Genomic DNA, 25,863 nt, shown 5'->3' with positions numbered 1-25,863 from the left:
TTCATGATTGCTTACACGGCTGCAACTGGCGATAAGTAGCCCAGAAGCTGCGAGCAGGCGGGCTTTCCGTCCGTTCTTGATGAAAACCCATTGCCCCGCTACTATGTGTATAGCAATACACATACAAGGGGTTCACCATGCGCACCAATATCGTGCTGGATGATACACTCATCAAAGAAGCCATCCGCGGCAACAAGCGCGAAGTCATCCACCTTGCGCTACAGGAACTCGTGCGCCAACGCCGCGAACAGCAAATGCCCCGCCGCGCATTCATCAGCACCTACCTGCAAAACCCCATCCAGTTGCCCGGCTTCACACCCATGGAGCGGGAAGACATCTATGCCCGATAACAAAGCCTTTTGCGACACCAACATCTGGCTTTACGCGCTCATCAAGTCGACGACACCAAACACCAAATAGCACCAGCTTGGTCGCCGATGGCGATGTGTGCAGCAGCGTTCAGGTCACCAACGAAATCAGCGTCAACCTGATACGCAAGGCGGGCAAAGACCACGCCTACATCCAAACCTTCCTGGCTGACTTCATGGCAAGCTACCCCGTCCTGGCGCAGGAGCCGGAAGACCTGCTCACCGCCGCCGGTTTGCGGCTGGACTACCGCCTTTCCTACTGGGACAGCCTGATCGTGGCTTCCGCCTTGCGGGCAGGCTGCGGCGTGCTGTACTCAGAAGACATGCAACATCACCTGAACATTCGCGGGCGCTTGCTGGTCGTCAACCCGTTCAAGCCATCAACTTGAAATCTGTAACAGGATTCAAAAAAGCCCCTTAACCGGGGCTGTCACCGCGTCCCTCGTTTGTGTGATCTGGCGATAAAAACAGCCAACCAGCCCGGACATGTTTTGAGCTTTAGTCAAAACGCCCGCATACGCGCCAGATGCCGGGTTAATGGAAAACCCAATGCGCTGGATAACTGGAAAGCGGTTTCCTTCATTTCACTGTTGGTGCGCCAGCTCGGCGTTTTGCCCGCCAAAATCACCCAATTGCGGCTGCTGGTGAGGACTGTCCGGATGTCGCTGAAACACTCCTGCAAAGCCTTGCGCAGGATGATGTCTTCACGATGCTCATTCCAACAGTTCAGCACCAGCCAGCCATCCTGTTTGAGGATGGCTGCGCAACGGGCAATGAAATCCGCCTTCAACTGCACGTCATCCACCCCGCAGCTGTGGTATAGGTCAGCGAACACCACATCCTGCTTGTGCGCCTGTTCTGCGCATATATAAGCATCCGCATTGCCGCACACCACCTGCACCCGTTTTCCGCGCGGCATCTGGAAATAGCGGTAAGCCAGGTCAATCACGCTCTGGCGCAGTTCCACCGCCGTGATGCGGACGCCGGGAATGCAATGATGCAAGGCGCTCACCAGACTGCCGCCGCCTAAACCCAGAATCAACACCCGCTGCGGTTGCTGGAACAACAACACCAGCAGCATCGCTTGCGTGTACTCAAATTGCAGCACATGCGGTGCCGCCTTCAAGCAGCAACTTTGCTCATCGTTGGCGGCAAACGACAATATCCGGCATTGCCCATCATCGGTGACGGTGATGGGGCCGAACTCATCAGTATTGTCGTACAAAGTCTGGATTTCTGGCATGGGCGGGAATATAGCAGATCAATACTGGCCCCTGTTGCGCAAACTGGTCAGCTGATGGTTGACATATCAGCGGCGGGTCTTCATTCTGGTCGCCGAAAAATATACAAATCAGCCACTCAAAAGGGTTTCAACAGGTCTGCATGAGACTGGACACGATCTACACCGTCAATACGCCTGAAGGCATCGCCTTGCAGCTTTCCCCCGCCGGGCCGGTTCCCCGCCTGTTGGCGTGGATGGTGGATTTGCTGCTGCGCTCCATCATCAGCATCCTGTTGTTCATGGTGCTGGCGATGCTGGGCAAAATGGGCATTGGCCTCGCCCTGATCCTCACCTTCCTGCTGGAATGGTTTTATCCGGTGTATTTTGAGCTGCGCCGCCAGGGACAAACGCCGGGCAAGAAAATGCTCGACCTCTATGTCACCCAGGAAGACGCCAGCCCGGTGACACCATCCGCCTCCATTGTGCGCAACCTGCTGCGGGTGGTGGACTTCCTGCCCCTGTTCTACGGCTTCGGTTTCATTAGCATGCTGCTGAACCGCCGGTTTCAGCGCCTTGGCGACTTGGCCGCCAATACTGTGGTGCTGCACAAACCCCGCCGCAATGGCCATAACCATGTGATCAACGCTGAACCCATGCGCCCGGAAATTACCCTCACCCTGCCCGAACAACAGGCCATCATGTTGTTTTCCCAGCGCAGCCACACATTGACCCCAGCGCGGCTGGAAGAGCTCGCCCGCATGACCGGCCCGCTGACGGCAAAACAGGAAAATGCGGCGCAGTGGCTGTACGGCGTCGCCAGTTGGCTGGCCGGAGGCGGCAGGGCATGAAACAGGAACAGTTCATCCACCACTACCAACCATTGTGGGATCAGCTCGAACTTTGGCTGGATTATCAGCAAATTCCCAGCAAGCAACGGGAACGGGACGGCCTGACGGAGCCGGAACTGGATTTCCCGCGCGCCTACCGCCAGCTCTGCCACCATCTGGCATTGGCGCAATCGCGGATGTACAGCCCCCTGCTGATCGAACAGCTCAACCAGTTGGTGATGCGTGGGCACAATAAGCTGTACACCTCACGGCTGCACTTTGCGCACCGGTTCATCACCTTCTACCTGCGTGACCTGCCCCGGCTGGCGCGGCGGGAATGGGTCGCCATCCTGCTCTCCAGCCTGCTGTTTTTCGGCAGTTTCTTCGCCATCCTGGTCGCCATCCAGTTTGAGCCGGAACTGGTGTACTCGGTGATCGACGGCTCGCAGGTGGCAGGCATGGAAGAGATGTACAACCCGGAGCGTTCCTCCCGCCTGGGGCGTGAACGTGAAGCCGACAGCGATGTGCTGATGTTCGGCTTTTACATCAAAAACAACACCGGCATCGGCTTTCAGGTATTCGCGGGCGGCTTGCTGTACGGGCTGGGCAGCCTGTTTTTCCTGCTCTACAACGGGCTGACGATTGGCGCGGTGGCTGGGCATCTGACCCAGATCGGTTATATCGAAACCTTCTGGGGATTTGTGGCCGGGCACAGCGCCTTCGAACTGACCGCGATCATGCTGTCGGGTGCGGCGGGCTTCAAGCTGGCGCAGGCGCTGGTCATGCCGAAGCGCAAATCGCGCCTGCTGGCCTTGCGCGACAATGCGCAGGAAGCCATCGGCATTGTATACGGCGCGGCCACGCTGTTCATCATGGCGGCGTTCGTGGAGGCCTTCTGGTCATCGCAGACCTGGATTCCTGTCACGCTCAAATACGCCGTCGGCATTGGGCTATGGCTGCTGGTGATCGGCTATTTCACCCTGTTGGGACGTGGCGAGGCGACGGATGAAGCTTGACGACATCGCCGCCAATATCCGTCTGCGCTCGGCATGGGAAGCCATTGACCTTGGTTTCGCGCTAGTCCAACACAACGCCCGCTGGCTCTTTCCGGCCTGGACGCTGCTGCTGTTCAGCGCCGCGTTGCTGACGTGGCTGCTGCTGCCGGTGGAATACCTCCATTTCGCCCCGCTGACCCTCTGGTGGTTCAAACCGTTGTATGACCGGGCGCTGCTGCATATGTTCAGCCATCAGATGTTCAACCAGCGCCTGTCAACGGCGGAAGTGTTCAGCGCCCTGCCCGGGCTGGCGCGCAACACCGGGCTGTTGGGTGGGCTGACCTGGCGGCGTTTTTCCTTGTCGCGGGGTTTTAACCTGCCGATCTGGCAACTGGAGCAGTTGCGTGGCAAACCCCGCAAGGAACGGCAGGATCTGCTGCACCTGCAAACCCATGCGCAGGCGGTATGGCTGCTGGTCGCCTGCATTCACCTGGAATACGTGCTGGTGTTCAGCCTGTATGCGCTGATCGTTATCCTTGACCCCACGGATGGCGCATGGAATTACCTGTTCAACGGTTTTACCGACACCCTGGACACCGACGCTAGGTATTGGGGCAACCTCATTTTCCTGGTGCTGTACACACTTACGGTCTGGATTGTGGAACCGCTGTACCTCGCGGCCAGTTTCAGCCTGTACCTGAACCGCCGCACCCAGTTGGAAGCCTGGGACATCGAACTCGCCTTCCGTAACCTCGGGGAGCGGTTAAGCAAGCTTGCGCAAACGCCGCTGGCCCTGCTGTTGGCCGCCGTCCTATTGGCTGGCGTTTGCCTACCGCTGGCTCCAGTGATGGCGGATGAAGCCGTCACCGAATACCTGGCGCCTGAACGCCTGCCGCCCGCAGAATCCGCCCAGCAGATAAAAACCGTCATGCAGGCGGAAGAACTGAACAGCATCCGCGCCTACAAAATCTGGGTTCCCCGCCAGCACGATGAAACGGATAAGAATGACCCCGCTGAATGGGCCAAATCCCTGCAAATGCTGTTCGCCGGTTTCGTGAAAGGCGCATTGTGGATCGCGGTTGTCGTGCTGGCGGTGATCGCCTTCGTCTACCGCAAACGCATTGCGGCGCTGCTGAAACCTGTCCGGCGCAAAACGGTGGGGCAAGCCCCGCCTGACATCCTGTTTGGCATGGACATCCGCCCTGAATCCCTGCCCGCCGACATCGCCGCCGCCTGCCGCCAGCTATGGGCCGACGGCCAATTGCGCGAAGCCCTCAGCCTATTGTATCGGGGAGCGTTGATGCGTCTGACCCGCCATGACCATTTGCCGGTGCAGTCCAGCCACACCGAAGGCGACATCCTGCAATTGGCGCATGGGCATTTGAGCAGCGAACGTCTGGCTTGGCTGACGGCAGCCACCCGCGCCTGGCAGGAAATTGCCTACGCCCACCGTCCGCCTGCCGCCACCCTGGCGGAAACGCTGTTTAACGGCTGGGCACAGCATTTCGCCGTGGAACCCGCCCGGATTGAGGTGGAGGCATGAAGCTCCAGCACGTTCTCATCAGCATTTTCGCCATCCTGGCAATGACGGTGCTGACATTATGGTTCCTGCAAACGTTCGAACTGAAGGAAATCGACGAATACACCGGCTTTCATGGCGAGGCCCGCACCAATCAGCTATTCGCCGCCCGGCTGTTCCTCAAGCGCATGGGCATCCCCGCCGAACGCAAGGACGGCCTGCGGGACTTGCCTGATGACACAGACACCGTGCTGGTGATCGACACCGAGCGTTACACCCTGTCGCCACAGAAAATCGATGCCCTTCTCGATTGGGTGAAGCGCGGCGGCCACCTGATCACCCGCGCCCGCACGCCCAACAACGACACCCTGTACGATGACACAGGGGATGAAGGGGGCGAAGATGAAACTGCCGACGCCCCTGCGGAACCCGTCAATGACCGCCTGCAAACCGCCCTCGGCGTCACCCTTGGCAAGCATGTCATTCCGGAAGAAGACGACCTGCCCATACAGGCCCAATTGTCTGGCATGGGCCATCCGCTTGAAGTGGATCCGGATTTTTTCTACGCGCTGGAAAGCCGCGATGGGCAAGGCCATCCCTTACGCTACAAGAACGCAACCTGGCTGCTGGAACTGGAACATGGCGAAGGGCTGGTGACGCTGGCCGCTAACCTCGACTTCATCGAAAACCACGCGCTGGAGGACTACGACCATGCCGAATTCTTCTGGCGGATGGCGCACAGCCTGTACGATGAGCCGCATGCCGTCTGGTTGGTGCATATGGACGACATGCCGCCGCTGTGGAAGCTGATCTGGGAGCGCGCCTGGGCGCTGGTGCTGACGCTGGCGGCCTTCATTCCGCTGACCCTGCTTGCTTTCAGCCCGCGCTTCGGCCCGCTGATCCCTACGCCACCCGCCGGACGCCGCCGCATTCTGGAACACATCCACGCCAGCGGCCTGTTCATGTGGCGGCGCAAGCGCAAACACGGCGATACGCAATACGACGCTTTCGCCACCGCCGTCGAACAACTCTACCCAGGCACAAGGAAACAACGCGATGACAACCCCAAACCTGACGCTTGAACAGGCCAGCCGGATGGCTGACAGCATCCGCCTTGAAATCGGCAAGGCGCTGATCGGGCAGAAACAGGTGGTGAATGAAACCCTGACTGCCCTGCTGGCGGGTGGGCATGTGCTGATCGAAGGCGTGCCCGGCCTTGGCAAAACCCTGCTGGTGCGGGCGCTGGCGAAAACCATTGCCGGACAGTTCGCGCGCATCCAGTTCACCCCAGACCTGATGCCCGCCGACATCAGCGGCCATGTCTTGTTCGACATGCAGAACCAAAGCTTCAATGTGCGCAAAGGGCCGGTGTTCACCCATCTGCTGCTGGCGGATGAAATCAACCGCGCCCCGGCCAAAACCCAGTCCGCCCTGCTGGAGGTCATGCAGGAGCAGCAGGTCACCATTGAAGGCAAAGCCTTCCCGGTTCCCCTGCCCTTCATGGCGCTGGCGACCCAGAACCCGCTGGAGCAGGAAGGCACTTACCCACTGCCCGAGGCGCAGCTTGACCGCTTCCTGCTGAAAATTTTCATCGGTTATCCGGCGCTGGAGGAAGAGGCGGAAATGGTTGCGGCCGTCACCGACCAACAGGTGGGCGACCGCTTCAATCTCGACAGCCTGCAAACCCTGGCGTCGCCACAACAGGTGCTGGACATGCAGCAGGCTGCCGCCACTGTCGCCGTGGATGCAACCGTTATGGATTATGCCGTGCGCATCACCCGCGCCACCCGGCAGTGGCAGGGCCTGCGCTTCGGCGCGGGGCCACGCGGCGGCATTGCCCTGGTGCGCGCCGCCCGCGCCAATGCGCTGCTGGCTGGGCGCGATTTCGTCCATCCGGATGACATCAAGCAAGTCGCCCTGCCGGTATTGCGCCACCGCGTTTCGCTGACGCCGGAAATGGAGCTGGAAGGCTACACCGCCGACCACCTGCTGGCCAGCGTGCTGGAAAAGACCGAAGCGCCGCGCACATGATCCTGCCCGCCCGCCGCAGTTTCCAGTTGGCCGGGGCAAACGCCGCCGTCGCCTTGCTGGCCAGCCTGTTCCCTGACTTGATCAGCATGTGGTACGTCACAGCGGGGGCAAGCCTGCTGCTGGCGGGTGCCGATTTGTTGTGGGCGGTGGGGGAGCCTGCCCCACGCGCCGAACGTTTCGCGCCGCATTCCCTGCCCTTAGGGGTGAAACGGATGGTGCGGCTGAAACTGCACAATGACGGCAAGCGTCCACTGCCGCTGCTGGTGTTTGACCATTTCCCGCCAGCGCTGGCGGCCACCGGCTTCCCGCTGCGGCTGACGCTGGGGCCAGGCAAATTCGCCGAACCGCTGTACGAGGCGACCGCCACCGAACGCGGCAGGCAGCATTTCCCGTGCCTACAGGTGCGGGTGCTGTCGCCGCTACAGTTGTGGTGGCGGGATTTGAAGCTGCCGGTGGAATCCGAAACCCGCGTCTACCCCAATTTCGCCGCCGTCGCCCAGTATGCGCTGATGGCGACCGACCACCACCTCAGCCACATGGGCATCCTGAAAAAGCGCCGCCGTGGCGAGGGGCAAGATTTCCACCAGTTGCGCGAATACCGCGAGGGCGACAGCCTGCGCCAGATTGACTGGAAAGCCACTGCCCGGATGCACAAACCGATTTCCCGCGAATACCAGGATGAACGCGACCAGGAAATCATTTTCCTGCTGGATTGCGGCCACCGCATGCTGGCGAAAGACGATACACTTTCCCATTTTGACCACACCCTGAATGCGATGCTGCTGCTGACCTATGTGGCATTGCGGCAGGGCGATGCGGTGGGCATGGGCAGTTTTGCCGGGGAAAGCCGCTGGTTGCCCGCGCACAAGGGGCAACATAATGTCCAGCACATGCTGAATGCGCTGTATGACCTGCAACCGACCCCGCAAGCGCCGGATTATGCGCAGGCCGCCACCGAACTGCTGGTGCGGCAGAAAAAACGCGCCCTGGTCATCCTGCTGACCAACCTGCGCGATGAAGACCTCGACGACCTGCTGCCCGCCCTGCACCTGCTGCGCAAGCGCCATCTGGTGTTGCTGGCCAGCATGCGTGAGCAAGCCATCGACCGCGCGCTGGAAGAGCCGGTGGACAATCTGGAGGATGCGCTGCACAAGGCGGCAGTCCAGCATTACCTGCAAACGCGGGAGGCAACCCTGGAGCGGATCAAGGCGGCGGGCGTCCGTTGCCTGGATGCAGCCCCGCCAGACCTGTCGGTCAACCTCATCAACCATTACCTCGACATCAAGCGCAGCGGCGCGCTGTGAAGCGGATTGGCGTGCGCCGATAGCTGCTGGCAAGGGAGTATGCGTCGAGCCTATACTCTGTCAGTCCTTCCAGCCAATTGAGGTTCAGAAGATGCCCAGCCGCCGCCAATTCCTGCTGGATTCACTGGTCATAGCCGCCAGTATTCCCGCTTTTTTTCATCACGTCCCAGCCAGCGCCGACAGCAATGCCCCGGTTTCCAGCAGCAATGTCCGCTTCCTGCAACGCAACGACGCCGAATACGCCAAGCACCGGCAGATTTTCAACAAGCGCATCACCGCCATGCCCAAACTCATCGCCGTCTGCGCCAATGAAAAAGGTGTGCAGGAAGCTGTCGCCTACGCCCGCAAGGCCGGTCTGCCGGTCACCATCAAAAGTGGCGGGCACAGTTTCGAAGGCTTCTCCGTCACAGAAGGCAGCCTGATGGTGGATATGTCCGGCATGGACAAGCCGGTTTACGACAAGGCCAGCAAACGCCTGACCATCCAGCCGGGAGCCAAGCTGGGCGGCGTGTATGCATACCTCAACCAATTCGGGCGCCTGCTTCCGGCTGGCTCCTGCGCCGGAGTCGGGGTGGCCGGGCTGACGCTGGGCGGCGGCTATGGCTTTTTCGCCCGCCAGTTCGGCCTGACCTGCGACAGCCTGCAACGGGTGCGGATGGTGGATGGCAACGGGCAAATACGGGATTCCCGCGATGAGCCCGAGCTGTTGTGGGCGTGCAAGGGCGGCGGCAACGGCAATTTCGGCATTGTGACCGAACTGGAGTTCCAGACCCACCCTGCCCCGCAATTTTTCAGCAGTTACCGCTACAAGTACCGCAACCTGACGCCGGACAGCGCCGTCAAGCTGGCGGAGCGCTGGTTTGGCCTGATGCGGGACTTGCCCCGCAGCGCTTATTCCTCATGGGTGCTGAATGGCAAAACCCTGACCATCCTGGTGACCGACGCCAGCGGCGCACCCAGCGCCACCCTGAAAACCATTCTCGCCAAGCTGAAAACCGGCGCGACCGAAGCGATGGCCCCGCGCAAGGATCCTTTCCTGACTGGCGTCCAACGCTACCGGGGAACCACCGAGCCGATTTATTTCAAGAATGTCTCCGCCGGTTATTACAGCGGCTTCAACGACCTGAAAGCAATGCTGCCGGGCATTTGCAAAAAAATCGCCACCGCCAAAGTCAACACGATCCTGCAAATCAACACCTTGGGCGGGGAAATCAGCAATCCGGCGCTGGAAACAACCGCAGCTTACCCACATCGTGCGCTGGGATACCTCGGCGAGCTCCAGACCTATTACGACAAACCAACGCAAACCGGAGCCGCCGAGCAGATTGTCAGGGAAATTCAGGGCATACTGGCCAATGGCGGCGTCCGGGCGCATTACCGCAATTACCCGGATGTTGGCATTTCCAATTGGGAGACGGCCTACTACGGCAAGAACTACACACGTTTACAGGCGCTCAAGCGCAAATACGATCCGGACAATCTCATCCGCCACCCACAGAGTGTACGGGCCTAGGCCGGACAGCGGTCAGACCTTGAGAATGTCGGCAAGCTGCCAGATGCAGGCGTCAGCATTGCGTTGCTGGATTTCCAACCGCAAACCAGATTCCTGAGCCGCCAGCAGCTCTTCCAGCAGCCGAATGTGGCTCACCCGTAACCGCAACAGCGCAAGGCTTTGCGCCATGGGGAAAAGCAACTCTTCGGCTTGGCCGACGTTGTCGTACACACTGCGCCGCACCTGTTCCGCATAGGCAATAATGCTGCCACAGTCGTCGTGCTGCACGGCGACCTTACTGGTGTGCAGGTCATGGCTGCTAGTGTCGTCTTCCAAGCGCGGTTCGCGCTTGACTTCGGTGGAAAGGTCGCGGATATCTTGGCGAATCTCTGCCAGTTCGCGGCGCTTGTCACTGATGGCCTGCCGGTTGGCTTCCAGTTGCGCCACCAGTTGTTGGTAGACTTCCAACGCAGACGTCAACACCACGCGATTGGAAGCGGCAACTGGTTTTTCTTCCCGGATAACAGCGGCGTCCCCAGGCGCAACCTCCGTTCCCTTGTCGGAAGGGCCAGCAGCGCCAAGTTCCGGCGGCGCAGGGGCATCCCTTGTTGAAACAGGGGCAGTGCCTGCTGCTTCGTTGATTAAGTCTCCGGCTTGGAGCATATACAGTGCGGCATTATCTGACATGTCTGACATGGGGGAACCCTCGTAGAAAAGTGATCCCATCATGTTGCAAAGCTGCCCCGGCTTTGTCCCCTGCCCGCTTCATAACCCATCGGAATCTTCAGATAACCGGCAGGCCATAAAAAAACCCCGTCATCGTGCGTATCCGCTGACGGGGCAAAGTGCTTGGAGTGTGCCAAGAAAATGTGTTGTATCTGTTACTTAGTGACCGCCAGGAAGCGCATACGTTCCCCTTGCATGACAAGCATGGCCAGTGGCCTGCCCTCTGGGGCGGACTGCACTGCCGTCTTGAGATCCGCCGGGGACTTGATGGCTTGGCTGTTGACAGAGACGATCACATCGCCAGCTTCCAAACCTGCTTTTTCCGCTGGGCTGTCCGCCAACACTTCCTGCACCAGCACGCCATTGTCCAGCTTGCGCTCCTTGAGCTCATCGGCGGATAAGGTGCTGACCGCCAGCCCCAACATGCCTTTTTCCTTCTGGTCAGAAGCGGCCTTGGGGCCTTCCTGATCCTTGTTGTCCAGCTTGGCGATGGTCACATCCAGCGTTTTCTCCACACCGGAACGCCTGATTTTGATCGGCACCTGGGAACCAATTGGCGTATTGCCCACCAACAAGGGCAAATCTGAAGCTGACGTCACCTTGCCATCGCCAAAGCCGACAATAATGTCGCCAGTTTGGATGCCTGCCTTTTCTGCAGGGCTGTTTGGCTGCACACCAGCGACCAACGCACCTTCCGGCTGGGCCAAATTAAAGGAACTCGCCAGCCCTTGATCCATGTCCTGGATCTCCACCCCCAACCAGCCGCGGCTAACCTGCCCGTTGGTCTTGAGCTGCTCAATCACGTTTTTGACCACGTTGACCGGAATGGCGAAGGAAATTCCCATATAGCCGCCGCTACGGCTATAGATTTGCGAGTTCACCCCGACAACCCGCCCACCAAGATCAAACAGGGGACCGCCGGAATTGCCAGGGTTCACCGCCACATCCGTTTGGATGAATGGCACATAAGTCCCATCTGGCAGGCTGCGGGACAAGGCGCTGACGATACCTTGGGTGGCGCTGTGGTCCAGGCCGAACGGCGCACCGAGCGCGACCACCCATTGCCCAACCTCCAACTTGTCGGAATCGCCCAATTGCACAACCGGCAAGTTATCGGCCTTGATTTTCAGCAAGGCAATATCGCTGAGTTTGTCGACCCCGATAATTTCGGCAGGCAATTCGCGCTTGTCACTGAGCCCGACGGTCACGGACTTGGCCCCATCCACCACATGTGCATTGGTGATGATGTAGCCATCCGGTGACACGACAAAACCGGAACCCATCGCCCGGGTGTCGTGCTCCTGCATGTCCGGAAGGCCACGGAAAAAGCGCTTCAGCTCCGGCGGCAAGCCTTCCGGCAGGTCGTCATCCGCAGCGCCGCCACTCTTGCCTTCCATGCTGACATTCACAACAGCCGCGCTGTTTTGTTTGATCAGGGTAGTCAGCTCAGGCAAAGAGCCAGCCGTCACAGCGGGGGCAGGCGTGCTTGCCGACGCAACCGGCGCAGGGGGGGGAGGTGGTGTCGGCACGTCCGCCACTGCCGCCAAGCTGCCCAGGACGAGGGTGGAGCACACCAGCAAGCCAGCCACCACTGCCAGTTTCTTTTGACGCATCGGAAATCTCCTGTGAAAAAGTTTGTTCATGTTTTGCATTCTGCCAGCAGCAACCTTACAGGGGGGTTGCAAAAAGATTACATAGTATTCATGTTATGGGCGAGCATTCCAACATTAACAATCCGTCATTTCCCAAATTGACAGACTGGATTATGCTTATAAACCATGAATATCCTGATCATTGAAGACGACCGCCAGACCGCCAGTTTCATCCAGAAAGGCCTGATTGAAAGCGGCCATGTTGTTGACCACGCCGCCGATGGCGAGAGCGGCCTGCACCTGGCCCAAGGCGGCAATTATGATGTCCTGATTGTTGACCGCATGCTGCCCGGGCGCGACGGTTTGTCCATCATCCAGACATTGCGCGCGCAGGGTATGCAGACCCCGGTGCTGATCCTCAGCGCCTTGGGTGATGTCGACAGCCGGGTGGAAGGCTTGCGCGCCGGTGGGGATGATTATCTGGTGAAACCTTACGCCTTCAGTGAATTGCTGGCGCGTTTGCAGGCATTGCTGCGCCGCTCCCAGCCGACGCAGGAACAGACCATCCTCAAACTGCGCGACCTGGAAATGGACTTGCTCAAACGCCGCGTCACCCGTGGTGGCGTCAGCATTCCCCTGCAACCGCGCGAGTTCAACCTGCTGGAATACCTGATGCGCCATGCAGGCCAGGTTGTCACCCGCACCATGCTGCTGGAAAAGGTTTGGGATTACCATTTCGACCCGCAAACCAATGTCATCGACGTGCACGTCAGCCGCCTGCGCAGCAAGATCGACAAGGATTTCGATACGCCGCTGCTGCACACCATCCGAGGTGCTGGGTATCTGTTGCATGACCCGGAAGCTGTTTAACACCTCAGTTTTCCGTCTGTCGCTGGTATACGCCCTGATTTTCAGCATAGTGGCCGCTGGGGCGCTGGGCTTCATCTACCGGATGGCCAAGGGGCAAATGCAGCAGCAGACCGACGCCCGCCTGCAACTGGAAACCGACGCCCTGCTCAACCTCTACCAAAATGTCGCAGTGGAAGGGCTGATCGAAGCCATCGGCGTGCGCAACAGCGAAAACGGGTCACGCTACCTGATTTCCAGGCTGGTGCACCGCAGCCAGCAGGATTTGACCAAGGACATTGAATTTGAAGCCATCCACCAGAACCCTACCCAAGGCGTCGCCACCTTGCCCCTCAGCCAGATAACCGGCGCCAAAGGCCGCGATGAACCCGCCCGTCTGATGCTCACCATCCTGCCCGGCGGCTACCAACTGCTGGTCGTCACCGACCTCAAGGAACAGCACACCCTATTGGATCGCCTGCTACAGACCGTGCTGGCCGCCATCGCCATCATCTTCACTTTGGCGGTGGCGGGAGGCAGTTTCATGGGCTACAACGTGCAACGCCGCATCCAGGCCGTCAGCCAAACCGCCAAGGACATCATCAGCGGCGACCTGTCGCAGCGGATGCCTGTCGCCGGGCGCAATGACGAATTCGACAAACTCAGCCGGGTGCTCAACAGCATGCTGGCCCGCATCGAACAACTGATGCAAAGCATGCGGGAAGTGACCGACAACCTCGCCCACGACTTGCGCAACCCGCTGAACCGCCTGCGTAACCGGCTGGAGGCCACCCAATACCATCCCCCGGAACAAAACGATTATCCACAACTGGTGCAGGACACCATCGTGGAGGTGGATGACCTGATCAAGACCTTCAACGCCTTACTCAGCATTGCGCAAATCGAGTCCTCCCACCAGCATAAGGACTGGGCGGAAGTGGATTTAGGGGCTTTGACCGAAGAACTTGCCGACCTGTACACAGTCGTGGCGGAAGAACAAGGCAGCAGCCTGAACTGGCGCACCGAACCCGGGCTGCACATCCACGGGCATCGCCAGTTGCTTGCCCAAGCCATCACCAACCTGCTGGACAATGCGGTGAAATACACCCCTCCCGGCGGCCACATTGAGCTGGAGGCAAGCGCGTTGAATGGGCACATCCTCATCAGCGTGGCCGATAATGGCCCGGGGATTCCAGAAGACAAACACGAACAGGTGCTCAAACGCTTTACCCGTCTGGACAATGCCCGCAGCACACCCGGCAATGGCTTGGGGTTGAGCTTGGTGAAAGCGGTGGCCGACCTGCACGCAGCCAAAGTGCTGTTGCAGGACAATCACCCTGGCCTGAAAGCCAGCATCACTTTTGTCCGTTGATTTTCTGCAAGGCTTCCTGGCCAATGGCCTTGGCGGTATCGGCGGTTGCACGGTTCACCGCCTGCACCAAATCGTTGCTGGGAATCGGCTGGCCATTGACCAGCATTTGGGATGGGGTGTTGGCGTATTCACCCATGGCGTTGCGGTAATCCATATCCTGGCTGCTCAGGCCATAGATGCAGACGGCTTTGGAAACTTCGCCTGGCGGCTGCCCCGCCAATGAAAAATCCAACGTCACCTGCAAGTGGACGCCTTTTTGCTCAGTCTGCTGTTCCCCTTGCCAGATGACAGCCTTATCGCCCGCCAGCACTGCCGTGACCGCCTTGCAGGTTTTAATCGGCGAATCCAGATTATGCCCACCGGAACAGCCCACCAAGATACCCGCCACGGTTACAGCCAACAATTTGCGCATTCAGCTCCCTCCTTACGCTTCGCCATGCCGGAAGCCCGGCAATGCGCTATGATAAATCCTTTACAAGCACGTAATGAGAACAGAAAACATGTACGAAGAAAAGCATAAACACTTAAAAGAACTGGAAAAAGTGTTGGTGACGCGGTTGGATGGCGTCAGCAGCGACCTCTCCAGCGAGCATAGCGCCGACTCCGCCGAACAAGTGACTGAGCGTGAAAATGAAGATGTGTTAAGGAACCTGAAGGAAGAAACCCACCTCGAACTTAAACAGGTGCGTGCCGCCCTCAAACGGATCGAAACGGATGAATACGGTATTTGCGCCAAATGCGGCGAAGAAATCAGCGCGGCGCGCCTGGATGCATTGCCTTATGCTACCCTCTGCATTCGTTGCGCCAGTTGAACCAATTGACGGAGATAAACATGAAACTGACAACGGGCTTTGTCATGGCCATCACTGTGTTGCTGGGGGCTTGCGCCAGCACATCGAAAGCACCGATGACGCTTGACCCCAACGCCTCCCGCGCTGCCAGCCCTGCATCCCTGAACTGCATCCAGAACAACGGCAAGTTGGAAGTCCGCCAAACCCCCGATGGTGAAAAGGCCGACTGCGTGCTTCCTAGCGGCAAACGCTGCGATGAATGGGAAATGTTCCGCGGCAACTGCCCTGTCCGCACCGTTAATGCCAATATGGGCGTTTTCGGTTTTTAAGCAGACGTCATGACGACAGGCCAGCGTCCTGCAGCATTTTGCCAATCAGGGTTTCTTTGTCAGCCCATAGGCTGCTGATTTCAGAAGAATCGTATTCTGATAGCCGTTCCTGCATCCCACTCAGTGCGGCCTGGATCTTCACCGTTCCTGCCTGGGTAATATCACGGCTGGTGATGACATTATGATCCACCAGCGCCTGCACAGCGTCATAGGCGATAGCGCCTTTGGTTTCCAGCAAAACCTTATCGGTTGTTCCTGCGCCATTGATCAGTGAACCCATGATTTGCAACAGGTTGGTGTGGCCTTGTTCCAACTCACTGGTCCAATAAGCCTTTCCGCCAGCATCAGCCACCCGGCCAAAAATGTTTTCATACAAATTGTCAATCAATTTGCCGTAGAGGCCTTGTTGGGTGGAACTGTCCAAGGTGCGGATGCAATCTTCAATCTCTTGCCCAGTTTTCAGGGAGGCGAGATCCTCCCGGTTGCCCAAGGCGGTTTTAAGCATCCCCACATATTCGGGTGATTCATTGATGACGGGGAGCAGCAGGTTGGTCGGGTCAGTGGTGCCTGTATGCAGCATATTCAGCGTCCAATAGGCCAAGCCTTCCGGATCGCCCAAGCGCCCAAATGCGTTCATGTACAATGTCTGCAATGCTTCAACCTGGGTTGGGTACACATCCAGGATAGCTGCAACAAAACCATCCCGGTCAGTTTCAGGCATATTGGCCCAGCCACTGCTTAGTAACCATTCGGTATTTTGCGGGGAGTCATCAAAACCATAGACAATGCCCAGATAAGGATCCGCAACAGGGTTGCGCTGTGCAAGGACTTGCGTGTCCATGCTTTCCATAGTGGAAAAAGATGCATCCTCCACCCAGGAATCAACATTATCTAACGGCATTGGAAAAAACAGGTCTTCCATCGCTTAAGCCCTTTAAAAAATTTTAACCATTAATTGGCGATTAATATGCCAAAGTAAATATTATACTAAAGTATTTTTTATTAAACAATAATTCAACCTATCAACTTTTGTACTAATAAATATTACTAATAAATATTTTAATTTTATCTATCATTAGTGCAAAAATACCTAGCGGCAACACGCTCGAACCTAGCACTTCGAAAATGGTATCGAAAAACGTCATAGCATTTTTTTATCCCAGAAAAATCAACACTCTGTAGGACAGCTAATTCACTGACCCCATCATGATCTTGGTCTAACAAACGAAAAAATGCTGATTGGTAGGCGGAATAGAGTCCTAAATCAATGCCTGCCAGACGTTGCGGCGGCCTTCCTTGCACTTGGACAATGACTTCCCCGCCTTTTGCGGGTGACATGTATACCTGTGCATGCACGGCTGGATTACGGCTAATCGTCAGGGGAACCGCCGTTTCTGGCGGCAACGAATTGCTTGAAAATTGATCTATCGCTGAATTATTCGCACAACCCGAGACACATAAAGCGATAAAAACTACTATAGTGGGAATTTTCATCCATAATCCTTTTCTAAACATGACTTGACGAGAAAACGATAGGGGCAACTCATAATGACCGGGAAAAAAATTATTACAATACAAAATCTTATACATCATCAGCTGACTCCCGCACGCATCAGTTGGTGGTTGGCCGTCATGCTCGCGTCATTTTTGGCAGGTTGCGGGGGCGGAGGCACCGGCAATCCGCAAACCGGCAACAACAATTCCGGCACCCCTTCCACCAGCAGCGCGGGACGCTTGCTGGTGCTTGACCCAACCCGCAATAACGCTGAAACAGCCATTGCCGGTTTGCAATATGATTCCACCGGCAAGTTGAGCGCGGCGGATGGCGGCTTTACCTATCCCTCCGGCGGCGGTTTGCTCCTCTCTCTGGCTGCCGCCCAAGTCGCCATTCCGGGCAAGGCGGCCATCAACCAGCAGGATATCGCCGCCGCCATTTGCAGTAGTAACGCAGACCCGGCTGCCTGCGCCTACAACACCGGCAAGAATCTGGAGCGCTTCTTTCTCAGCATGGACAGCGACCGCAATGCAGCCAATGGCATCCAGCTTGCTTCCACCGCCAGCAGCCTGGACCTGCAATGGACGGCATCCCCCGACCAGTTTGAAAACGCCTTGGCCGCGCAGCTGACCGCTTACGGCCAGACGCCCGCCAAGCTGTTCCAGCCCTCTCTCGGCATCAACACCGAAGCGCCGCAATCCGAACAGAACGACATTGTTCTGCCCATGCCATTCGTGGATATTTTCCGCACGGCGCGCCCCTTCGCAGAGTATTCCTGCAAGGATGTGAGCTATGACGAACACGGCTGGCCAAATGCGCTGCCCACCAGCTGCAACGGGCAAAATCCCAGCATAATCCGCACCTTCCTGCTCGACAGCGTGGTGAGCGGCATGCTCCCCAGTGGGCAGTATGTCGTGCTGTACGAAGGTTCAGGAACACTCGCCTATTCCGGCTACGCATCGCTGGCCAGCCACGAAGCGGGGCGCGATGTCATCAACATCAATCTGCCCGCCACGTTGAGCGGCAATGTGGCGGCCAACCGCATGGTGTTGCAGGTGGTTTCCGGCACGGTGAAAAACATCCGGGTCGTCATGCCCGGCGGCATTTGTGAAGGCAACCCGTTTGTGCGCGTGGCGAATGCGGGCGCGTGTCCGGCGGGCCAGTTCCGCAGCTTTGAAGACACCTTGCGCAATGACCGCAATGCGATTGTCTTCAACCCCGATTACCTGAACTTCCTGAAAGATTTCCGCACCATCCGCATGATGAACCTGATGGAGGCCAGCCCCAGCTACCTCGCCTGCTCCACCCTGACCGGCGACGCTTATACCAGCTGCCTGTTGCAGGATTTCAACTGGGACCAACGCAGCAAGATGGATGACGCCGTCTGGGGTGGCTCCGGCGTCACCAACCGCCTCCAGCGTTACGGGCGTGGCGCGCCGCTTGAAGTGCAGGTGGAATTGGCCAACCAGTTGAACGCGCACCCATGGTTCAATATTGTGCATAACGCCACCGACGACTACGTGCGCAATTTCGCCGATTATGTGCGCGACCACCTCAAACCCGGCCTGAAAGCCCATATCGAATACACCAATGAAGCCTGGAACGGCAACTTCTGGGCGTCCCTGTATGTGCGTGAAAAAGGCAAAGGCTTATACACTGCCGCCAGCAACCCGTTTTGGGATGGCGCGTATTATTACGCCAAGCGCGCCAGCGAAATGTTCCGGATTTGGGAAAACGAATTCGGCGGGACTGGCCGCCTGGTCAGAGTCCTCGGCACTTACCAGAGCAATCCCGACCTGACCCGCAATATGCTGAATTATGGCGACACCAAACAATACGTGGACGCGGTGGCGATGGGCGCATACTTTTACGCCTGCTGGAACCGCAGCACCCATGCGGCCTGCCAGGACACTGCGAAAATCCCCAAGACCTTGTCGGAGGCCACCTCTTTGGATGATGTTTTCGCCGCTATCGACAATGACAATGACCCTTACGGCCTGAATGCGCTGAAAAACCAGATCATCCTGCAATCCGCCGTCACAAAAAGTTTCGGCAAGGCGCTATACGCCTATGAAGGTGGCCAGCACCTGGTGGTCAATTGGGGGGACAGCAGCATTGACGATGACCGCAAAAACCGCTTGCTGGATTTCTTCAAGGCCGCCAACCGTGACCCGCGCATGCGCGAACGCTACCGTAGCCTGCTGGACGCCTGGAAATCCACCGGCGGGCAACTGTTCATGCTGTTCAGCGTGCCGCAGACCTTCAACCGTTACGGCAACTTCGGCGTCAAGGAATACCTCGCCCAGCCGCGCAGCAGCGCACCCAAATACGATGGGGCGATGAAGTTCCAGGAAAGTGTGGGGAAATGCTGGTGGAACGGTTGCTGAACCTCACCAGCCGGGCTTCCCGTTAAACAGGGAAGCCCGTTTTGCAGCCCGTCAGGCAGAAGCCTTCTTGACCGTCAGCTCCCCAGCGGGCGTGCGCCTTTGCACCAGCTTCATCACCAGCACATAGAACAATGGCACGAAAAAGACCGCCAGAAATGTCGCGGCCAAAACCCCGCCCGTCACCGCCGTGCCAATCGCCTGACGGCTGCCCGCCCCGGCACCAGTGCTGATCACCAGTGGCAGCACGCCGAAAACGAACGCCAGCGAAGTCATGATGATGGGGCGGATACGCATGCGCGCCGCTTGCAGGGTGGCTTCCAGCACATCCATGCCCTCATCCACCATGGACTTGGCGAATTCCACGATCAGGATTGCGTTTTTGGCCGACAGCCCGATGGTCGCCAGCAAACCCACCTGGAAATACACGTCATTGCTGAAGCCGCGCAACGAAGTGAACGCCAACGCCCCCAGAACCCCCAGCGGCACCACCAGCATGACGGCAAACGGCACTGACCAGCTTTCATACAAGGCGGCCAGCGAGAGGAACACCACCAGCAGGGAAAGCGCATACAACAAGGGAGCCTGCTCCCCGCTGGAACGTTCCTGATACGACATGCCTGACCATGCCAACCCATAGCCAGGAGGCAACTTGCCCGCCAGTTCCTGCATGATGTTCATCGCATCACCCGAACTGACGCCCGCCGCACCCTGCCCTTGCAGGTTCACCGACGGCACGCCATTGAAACGCTCCAGGCGCGGTGAGCCAAACTCCCAGAAATTGCTGGTGAACACGCTGAAAGGCACCATTTTCCCTTCCGTATTGCGGACATACCAATTGTTCACGTCTTCCGGTGCCATGCGGTAGGGCGCGTCGCCTTGCACATAGACTTTCTTGATCCTGCCTGCGTCGATGAAATCATTGACGTAGGCGGAACCCCAAGCGGCGCTCAACGTGCGGTTGACATCGCTGATGCCCAACCCCAGCGCACTGGCCTTTTCCTCATCGACATTGAGGTGGAAAACGGCGACATCCTCCATCCCATTGGGGCGCACCCCGGTCAGGCGTGGGTCTTGCGTCGCCATCCCCAGCAACTGGTTCCTGGCCTGCACCAGCTTGTCGTGCCCCTGGTTGGCGTAATCCATCAGCATCACGTCAAAACCGGATGCGGTGCCCAACTCGCTGATTGGCGGCAGGTTGATCGGGAAAATCTGGGCGTCACGGATCTGGCTCAACGCGCCAAACGCCTTGCCCACCACCGCGCTGGCGCTTTGCGATGGCAGCGGGCGTTCATCCCAGTCCTTGAGCTTGACGAAAGCGATGCCCATGTTCTGCCCCTGCCCGGCAAAACTGAAACCCGCCACGGTGAACACCGCATCCACAGCATCCTGCTGATGGAAATAGGCGTCGATCTGTTTCAGCACTTCCTTGGTGCGCTCTTGGGTGGCGCCAGCAGGCAATTGCACCAGCGTCAAAATGACGCCCTGGTCTTCCGTTGGCAAAAACGATCCGGGCAACCGCTGGTACAAGAAGCCCAACCCGGCCAGCAGGATGACGTAAATGAGCAGCAAGCGCACCGGGCGCTTGAGCACGCCGCCCACCCCGCTGACATAGCCGCCAGTGGCGCGCTTGAACATGCGGTTGAACCAGCCGAAAAACCCTTTGGACTCGCCATGCTTGGGTGGCTTGAGGATGGTGGCGCACAAGGCAGGCGACAGCACCACCGCCACCACTACTGACAGCAGCATGGCCGAGACGATGGTAATGGAAAACTGCCGGTAAATGGCCCCGGTGGAGCCGCCGAAAAACGCCATCGGCACAAACACCGCCGACAGCACCATGGCGATCCCGACCAAGGCGAAAATGATCTGCCCCATCGACTTGCGGGTGGCTTCGCGCGGCGGCAGGCCATCCTCCTCCATCACCCTTTCGACGTTTTCCACCACCACAATCGCATCGTCCACCAGCAGGCCAATCGCCAGCACCATGCCGAACATGGTCAAGGTGTTGATGCTGAAACCGAACGCAGCCAGGATGCCGAACGTCCCCAACAGCACCACCGGCACGGCGATCGTCGGGATCAGGGTGGCGCGCAGGTTGCCCAGGAACAAATACATCACCAGGAACACCAGCACCACGGCCTCCACCAACGTCTGCACCACCTCCTCGATGGAGATGCGCACAAAAGGCGTGGTGTCGTAAGGGTAGACAACCTCGATTCCTTTGGGGAAAAACTGCTCCAGCTCAACCATCTTTTCCTTGACGGCCTTGGCTGTGTCCAACGCATTGGCACCGGTCGCCAGCTGTATCGCCATACCGGAAGCGGGGCGTCCATTGAAGAAGCCTTCGGAGCCATAGGTTTCCGCCCCCAGCTCCACCCGCGCCACATCCTTCAGCCGGACTTGCGAACCATCCTGCTTGACCTTGAGCAGGATATTTTCAAACTGCGCGACATTTTCAAACCGGGTCTTGGCGATGATGGTGGCGTTGATCTGCTGGCCTTTCACCGCAGGCAAACCGCCCAGTTGCCCTGCCGCCACCTGGGTGTTCTGGTTGGAAACCGCATTCAGCACATCCACCGGCGTCAGGCCGGTCGCGGTCAGCTTTTCCGGATTCATCCAGATGCGCATGGCCATCTGCGAACCGAAAATACGCAGGTTGCCGACGCCATTCACCCGTGACAGCGGTTCTTTCAAATGGCTGTAGGCGTAATCGGCCAGCGCATTGCGGTCCATGCTGCCGTCGCTGGAAACCAGCCCGACCACCAGCAGAAAAGAACGGGAGGACTTGGTGACATTCACGCCTTGCTGCTTGACCGCGTCGGGCAACAGGGATTCCGCCGTTTTCAACTTGTTCTGCACCTGCACCTGCGCAATGTCCGGGTCGATATCGGCCCCAAACGTCAGGTTGACCGTGGCGTTGCCATTGCTGTCGCTTTGGGACGCCATGTACAACAGGTTGTCCAACCCGGTCATGCTTTGCTCAATCACCTGCGTCACGCTGTCTTCCACCGCCTTGGAGGATGCACCCGGATAATAGGCGCTGACCGCAATGGTTGGCGGCGCAATGGAGGGATATTGCTGTATCGGCAGTTGGAAAACGGACAACACCCCGGCCACCATGATCAGGATGGCGATCACCCAGGCGAAAACCGGGCGGTCAACAAAGAAATTCGCCATAAGCTACTCCTGTTTCTGCTGCGGGGTGGGGGCGGGCTTGCCTGCATCGGCGGGCTTGCCGTCCTCCAAAGGCTGGACTAGCGCGCCGGGCTTGATTTTCTGCAAACCGGAATAAATCACCCGGTCGCCCGCCGCCAGACCCGAACTGACCAACCATTGGTCGCCGATTGTTTGTGACACCGCCACGTCGCGGCTTTCCACCTTGTTGTCGGCGTTGACCACCAGCGCGGATGCGCCGCCATTGGGAATCCGGGTAATACCCTGCTGGGGGGCAAGCAAGCCATCCTGGATGACGCCGGTCACCAGCGTGGCGCGCACGAACATGCCCGGCAGCAGCAACCCTTCCTTGTTTTCAAACACAGCGCGGGCGTTCAGCGTCCCGGTTGATTCATCAACGCTGGCGCTGTTGAACTTCAGGGTGCCGGTTTCCGGGAAAGGCGTCCCATCCTCCAGGGTCAGCGTCACATTTTGATCCCGCTCCGGTTCGGTGGATTTGGCGACCGCCAGCGCATTACGCTGGACATCGACATAAACTGGGGATAGCTGGCGGATAGTCACCAGCGATGCGGCCTGTTGCGCCGCAACCAAGGCGCCTTCGGTCACGCTGGAACGGCCCGTCACCCCGTTGATCGGCGCGGTAATGCGGGTGTAGCCCAGATTGATTTGTGCGCCCCTGATGGCGGCCTTGGCGACCTTGACCTGTGCCTCGGCCTGCTTCCAGGCGGCGGCGGCGTCATCCCTGTCCTGCTTGCTGACCGCCGCTTGGCTGGCGAGGCTTTGGTAACGTTCCGCCTTGTTGCGGGTGCTGTCGACATTGGCCTCGGCCACCGCCAGGGACGCTTGCGCGCTTTCCAACGCCGCCTGATAAGGGGCCGGATCCACTTGGTACAGCAAATCCCCCTGCTTGACGACGCCGCCCTCCACAAACAGGCGCTTTTGGATGATGCCGCTCACTTGTGGGCGCACTTCCGCTTCACGGAACGCGCTCACCCGCCCGGAACTGGTTTCTTTCAGCTCAATCTGCTGGGTGCGAAGGGTCTTGACATCCACTTTGGGTGGCTGCCCCCCTCCCGCAGCAGGTTTGCCTGCGGCGTCCTTGTCCGGCTGGCAACCCGCCAGAGCCAGAAACAGCAAAACGCCTGTCAATGCAGGCGCAATCTGCATGCGCCGCCCCCTCCAACGTGTTCCGGTTTGCAACTTCATGCTGACCTCATTGATATGATAAGCAGTAAACAGCCATCTCATTGGCCCACCTCGAAATAGGGGGTCAAAATCTGTAACACCAATTCCACCACAGCGGCGGCAGAGCGCTCTTCAGCCTGTTCCTGATGCGCCCGTGCCGGGCGGACTGAGTAATGCTGCCCGGCCATGCAGAAGATCATTTCGGAAAGCAGCAGCACGTCACACCCCGGCTTCAGCTTTTCCAGTAGCGCCATCAGCGGCTGCCGCACTTTGCCGAAAATCGAGCTTTCCAGAAACGCCAGCCGCCCTGCATCGGCATCCAGCAATTCGCGTTGCATCAGGCGGTGAAAGTGCAGGTCATCCTGTATCCCGGCGGTGAGCACTTCCAAAAATTGCCGCAAGCATTGCAGGTGCTCATCGCACTCCGACAAGGCGGCGATCAGGCGCGCAGACTTTTTCTCGAAAGCCGCCATCACCGCCTCACGGTAAAGGGTTTCCTTGCTGTCAAAATGGTTATAGAGGGCAGGTGGCGAGATGCCGACCTCGCCCGCCACATCGCGCATGGAGACGCCGTTATATCCCCGGTTGGAAAACAAGGCGATGGCGACTTCCAGAATCCTGGGTTTGGTATCGCAGACACATTTCATGATGCAGGCAACAATAGTTAATTAACGTTCGTTAATAATAACCACAAAACACCGCCTGATGTAAAGATACCCATCAACACTTCCGGCAATGACCGGGTGGCACCCAATCCAATCTACTACCTGAGGGTTATTGGCTTGCGGGTTTCCTGCATCGATAATTCTTAGCAGTTATCTGGGAAAATGGATTTGACGCCTTGCAGCTTTCCAATGAAGACAATCTGCGCCTGAATGTGTTGCTTGCCCAGCCGTTGCAGGCGGTGCGCATCAATGAAGCCACCATGACCGTCCACGCCCTGACGGAACGGGGGGAAGCCAAGGTGCGCCTGAATCCCACGGTGCGCGACGACCTGTATCTGAAATGGGTGCGCGAGTTGTTTTCCACCAAAGTGACAGGGTCTCCCGGTGGTTATCCGGTCTTCCTGAAACGCTGGACGCGCATGGGCCATGCCCGCAATAACCTTGAACAAATGCTGCTGCTGGGTGAGCCGGAAGCCATAGTCGCCGTCGTCCACGCCCCCAGCCTGACCCATGAAACTGGCCGCCGCGCCTGGTGGGCCAGCCCCAGCGCCCACAATGCCCGCCGCCTGCTGGAAAAACCCGCAGTCGCCGCTGGCCCATTAGGCAAAGAACTCGCCGCCTACCTGCTGGAGTTCCTGCCTTTCGAGGAAGTGCAACTGGATGTGGTCGACACCGTGCGTTTATGCCTGCAAGGCGGACTGGTTTCCCCCGAAGAGCGGGAAAAGCTGTGGAGCCGCGCCAAACGCAAAAACCCGTTCTACGTCGGCTTCCTGCATGCCGACCCGGCGCTGATCCCATTGCCCGCCAAGGCCAGCCCATACCACCCCGCCGTCAGCGCTTGTCTGGCAGAACCCGTGGCGGTAGGCAATCCATGGGCGCAAGCCTTCTGCGACGCGCTCTCTGTTTCCGGCCAAAACTGGCTGCGCGCCCTGCAATTGGCGCTGGACAAACCTGTTGACCAAGATGTGGTCATTTCCTTGTTCATTGCGTTGGGCGCACGCTTCGGGTTGCCGTTTCCTGAAGCCCGTGGCGTGCGCGACCTTGCTGACGCCTTGCAACGGGCGGACCAACTGTGCGCCGATGACTACCCACCCGACATACAAACCGTCGTGGGCAGGTTGGACAGCGAGACCCTGCCCTTATTTAAGTCCATGCTAATATTGGCGCAAATGGGAGAAGACTCCCTGATCCCGTATTTTGGCGGCAATGACGCGGTCGGCTCGGTGATGCGCAAGCGCCTGGAGCCGTTGACCGCCCCCTTGCTGACCCAGATAAAGCTTTTATTGAAATAGGTGAACCCATGCCCTACTACGTTTTCCGCATCACACAACCCACCCGGCTGCTCAAGAACCTGGAGTTGCAAGATACCTGCGAAACCTACAAGGAAGCCCGCGAAATCGCCCGCAACTTCCGCATGCGGCAGGAGCCGGGCGACCAAGCCGAGTACAAACTGATCCATGCCGCCAGCCAGCTCGAAGCGGAAGAGCGCCTGCAGGAACACCGTGAAAAACCCATCCTGATGGAATGGGAAAAATAAGCCGGG

At 58.4% G+C, this 25,863-nt stretch carries 25 protein-coding genes; 16 read left to right on the top strand and 9 right to left on the bottom strand.

Features of this window, described 5'->3' with window-relative positions; genetic code table 11:
* Nucleotides 1–137: 137 nt before the first annotated feature.
* Both VSS37_RS18470 and VSS37_RS18465 read left to right on the top strand, forming a co-directional pair.
* Nucleotides 138–350 carry a type II toxin-antitoxin system VapB family antitoxin gene (locus VSS37_RS18470; RefSeq protein WP_324697571.1) on the top strand — a complete coding sequence of 71 codons (213 nt, stop codon included), beginning with the start codon at nucleotides 138–140 and terminating at the stop codon, nucleotides 348–350.
* 77 nt (nucleotides 351–427) lie between these two features.
* A complete protein-coding gene (locus VSS37_RS18465; RefSeq protein ID WP_324697570.1) occupies nucleotides 428–757 on the top strand; it encodes a PIN domain-containing protein in 330 nt (109 codons plus the stop codon).
* Between the two features lie 113 nt (nucleotides 758–870).
* On the opposite strand, the gene VSS37_RS18460 is transcribed toward VSS37_RS18465, so the two are convergent.
* Nucleotides 871–1,593 (bottom strand): spermidine synthase, encoded by a 723-nt coding sequence (locus tag VSS37_RS18460; protein WP_324697568.1) that lies wholly within the window; start codon nucleotides 1,591–1,593, stop codon nucleotides 871–873.
* 158 nt (nucleotides 1,594–1,751) lie between these two features.
* On the opposite strand from VSS37_RS18460, the gene VSS37_RS18455 reads away from it, so the two are divergent.
* From VSS37_RS18455 to VSS37_RS18425, 7 genes are all read left to right on the top strand, one after another.
* Nucleotides 1,752–2,438, top strand: a complete 687-nt coding sequence (locus VSS37_RS18455; RefSeq protein ID WP_324697566.1) for an RDD family protein — start codon at nucleotides 1,752–1,754, stop codon at nucleotides 2,436–2,438.
* Nucleotides 2,435–3,433, top strand: a complete 999-nt coding sequence (locus VSS37_RS18450) for a stage II sporulation protein M (protein ID WP_324697564.1) — start codon at nucleotides 2,435–2,437, stop codon at nucleotides 3,431–3,433. Before VSS37_RS18455 ends, VSS37_RS18450 begins: the two co-directional genes overlap by 4 nt.
* A complete protein-coding gene (locus VSS37_RS18445) occupies nucleotides 3,423–4,955 on the top strand; it encodes a DUF4129 domain-containing protein (RefSeq protein ID WP_324697563.1) in 1,533 nt (510 codons plus the stop codon). The genes VSS37_RS18450 and VSS37_RS18445 overlap by 11 nt, the downstream gene beginning before the upstream one ends.
* Entirely contained in the window at nucleotides 4,952–6,013 is a 1,062-nt protein-coding gene (locus tag VSS37_RS18440; protein ID WP_324697562.1) for a DUF4350 domain-containing protein, read from the top strand. The genes VSS37_RS18445 and VSS37_RS18440 overlap by 4 nt, the downstream gene beginning before the upstream one ends.
* Entirely contained in the window at nucleotides 5,988–6,962 is a 975-nt protein-coding gene (locus VSS37_RS18435; RefSeq protein ID WP_324697560.1) for an AAA family ATPase, read from the top strand. The genes VSS37_RS18440 and VSS37_RS18435 overlap by 26 nt, the downstream gene beginning before the upstream one ends.
* Nucleotides 6,959–8,266, top strand: coding sequence for a DUF58 domain-containing protein (locus VSS37_RS18430; RefSeq protein ID WP_324697558.1), 1,308 nt, complete (start codon nucleotides 6,959–6,961; stop codon nucleotides 8,264–8,266). The genes VSS37_RS18435 and VSS37_RS18430 overlap by 4 nt, the downstream gene beginning before the upstream one ends.
* Nucleotides 8,267–8,357: 91 nt before the next feature.
* The gene (locus tag VSS37_RS18425; RefSeq protein WP_324697557.1) at nucleotides 8,358–9,779 is read left to right on the top strand and encodes an FAD-binding oxidoreductase; all 1,422 of its coding nucleotides are present in this window, start codon (nucleotides 8,358–8,360) and stop codon (nucleotides 9,777–9,779) included.
* Between the two features lie 12 nt (nucleotides 9,780–9,791).
* Here the strand turns inward: VSS37_RS18425 and VSS37_RS18420 are convergent, their stop codons facing one another.
* The gene (locus tag VSS37_RS18420; protein ID WP_324697556.1) at nucleotides 9,792–10,454 is read right to left on the bottom strand and encodes a hypothetical protein; all 663 of its coding nucleotides are present in this window, start codon (nucleotides 10,452–10,454) and stop codon (nucleotides 9,792–9,794) included.
* Between the two features lie 185 nt (nucleotides 10,455–10,639).
* A complete protein-coding gene (locus VSS37_RS18415) occupies nucleotides 10,640–12,097 on the bottom strand; it encodes a DegQ family serine endoprotease (RefSeq protein WP_324697554.1) in 1,458 nt (485 codons plus the stop codon).
* Nucleotides 12,098–12,262: 165 nt separating this feature from the next.
* Between VSS37_RS18415 and VSS37_RS18410 the strand changes: the two genes are divergently transcribed.
* On the top strand, nucleotides 12,263–12,946 hold the full coding sequence (locus tag VSS37_RS18410; RefSeq protein ID WP_324697553.1) for a winged helix-turn-helix domain-containing protein: 684 nt from the start codon (nucleotides 12,263–12,265) through the stop codon (nucleotides 12,944–12,946).
* Complete coding sequence (locus VSS37_RS18405; RefSeq protein WP_324697551.1) at nucleotides 12,927–14,294, top strand: sensor histidine kinase; 1,368 nt, start codon at nucleotides 12,927–12,929, stop codon at nucleotides 14,292–14,294. The genes VSS37_RS18410 and VSS37_RS18405 overlap by 20 nt, the downstream gene beginning before the upstream one ends.
* Here the strand turns inward: VSS37_RS18405 and VSS37_RS18400 are convergent.
* Nucleotides 14,278–14,706, bottom strand: coding sequence for a hypothetical protein (locus tag VSS37_RS18400; RefSeq protein ID WP_324697549.1), 429 nt, complete (start codon nucleotides 14,704–14,706; stop codon nucleotides 14,278–14,280). The genes VSS37_RS18405 and VSS37_RS18400 overlap by 17 nt on opposite strands.
* 88 nt (nucleotides 14,707–14,794) lie before the next feature.
* Here VSS37_RS18400 and VSS37_RS18395 point away from each other — a divergent pair, with 88 nt between their 5' ends.
* Both VSS37_RS18395 and VSS37_RS18390 read left to right on the top strand, forming a co-directional pair.
* On the top strand, nucleotides 14,795–15,106 hold the full coding sequence (locus VSS37_RS18395; RefSeq protein WP_324697548.1) for a TraR/DksA family transcriptional regulator: 312 nt from the start codon (nucleotides 14,795–14,797) through the stop codon (nucleotides 15,104–15,106).
* A gap of 20 nt (nucleotides 15,107–15,126) precedes the next feature.
* On the top strand, nucleotides 15,127–15,414 hold the full coding sequence (locus VSS37_RS18390; protein WP_324697547.1) for a putative hemolysin: 288 nt from the start codon (nucleotides 15,127–15,129) through the stop codon (nucleotides 15,412–15,414).
* A 7-nt stretch (nucleotides 15,415–15,421) separates the two neighbouring features.
* Here VSS37_RS18390 and VSS37_RS18385 read toward each other — a convergent pair whose 3' ends face one another.
* Both VSS37_RS18385 and VSS37_RS18380 read right to left on the bottom strand, forming a co-directional pair.
* Complete coding sequence (locus VSS37_RS18385; protein WP_324697545.1) at nucleotides 15,422–16,255, bottom strand: DUF4214 domain-containing protein; 834 nt, start codon at nucleotides 16,253–16,255, stop codon at nucleotides 15,422–15,424.
* Nucleotides 16,256–16,479: 224 nt separating this feature from the next.
* Nucleotides 16,480–17,007 (bottom strand): hypothetical protein, encoded by a 528-nt coding sequence (locus VSS37_RS18380; RefSeq protein WP_324697543.1) that lies wholly within the window; start codon nucleotides 17,005–17,007, stop codon nucleotides 16,480–16,482.
* A 39-nt stretch (nucleotides 17,008–17,046) separates the two neighbouring features.
* On the opposite strand from VSS37_RS18380, the gene VSS37_RS18375 reads away from it, so the two are divergent.
* Complete coding sequence (locus tag VSS37_RS18375; protein WP_324697542.1) at nucleotides 17,047–19,296, top strand: hypothetical protein; 2,250 nt, start codon at nucleotides 17,047–17,049, stop codon at nucleotides 19,294–19,296.
* A gap of 51 nt (nucleotides 19,297–19,347) precedes the next feature.
* Here the strand turns inward: VSS37_RS18375 and VSS37_RS18370 are convergent, their stop codons facing one another.
* The 3 genes from VSS37_RS18370 to VSS37_RS18360 are packed head-to-tail and all read right to left on the bottom strand — an operon-like array spanning nucleotide 19,348 to nucleotide 24,302.
* Nucleotides 19,348–22,473, bottom strand: coding sequence for an efflux RND transporter permease subunit (locus VSS37_RS18370; protein WP_324697540.1), 3,126 nt, complete (start codon nucleotides 22,471–22,473; stop codon nucleotides 19,348–19,350).
* Nucleotides 22,474–22,476: 3 nt separating this feature from the next.
* Complete coding sequence (locus VSS37_RS18365; RefSeq protein WP_324697538.1) at nucleotides 22,477–23,676, bottom strand: efflux RND transporter periplasmic adaptor subunit; 1,200 nt, start codon at nucleotides 23,674–23,676, stop codon at nucleotides 22,477–22,479.
* 38 nt (nucleotides 23,677–23,714) lie between these two features.
* A complete protein-coding gene (locus VSS37_RS18360; RefSeq protein ID WP_324697537.1) occupies nucleotides 23,715–24,302 on the bottom strand; it encodes a TetR/AcrR family transcriptional regulator in 588 nt (195 codons plus the stop codon).
* A 194-nt stretch (nucleotides 24,303–24,496) separates the two neighbouring features.
* Between VSS37_RS18360 and VSS37_RS18355 the strand changes: the two genes are divergently transcribed.
* The gene (locus VSS37_RS18355; RefSeq protein ID WP_324697535.1) at nucleotides 24,497–25,612 is read left to right on the top strand and encodes a hypothetical protein; all 1,116 of its coding nucleotides are present in this window, start codon (nucleotides 24,497–24,499) and stop codon (nucleotides 25,610–25,612) included.
* Between the two features lie 8 nt (nucleotides 25,613–25,620).
* A complete protein-coding gene (locus VSS37_RS18350; RefSeq protein ID WP_324697533.1) occupies nucleotides 25,621–25,857 on the top strand; it encodes a hypothetical protein in 237 nt (78 codons plus the stop codon).
* Nucleotides 25,858–25,863: the final 6 nt, after the last annotated feature.

Origin of the sequence: Candidatus Thiothrix phosphatis (genome assembly GCF_035668035.1) — a bacterium.
Classification (GTDB): Bacteria; Pseudomonadota; Gammaproteobacteria; order Thiotrichales; family Thiotrichaceae; genus Thiothrix; species Thiothrix phosphatis.
This window is presented reverse-complemented; position numbering and strand designations above follow the sequence as displayed.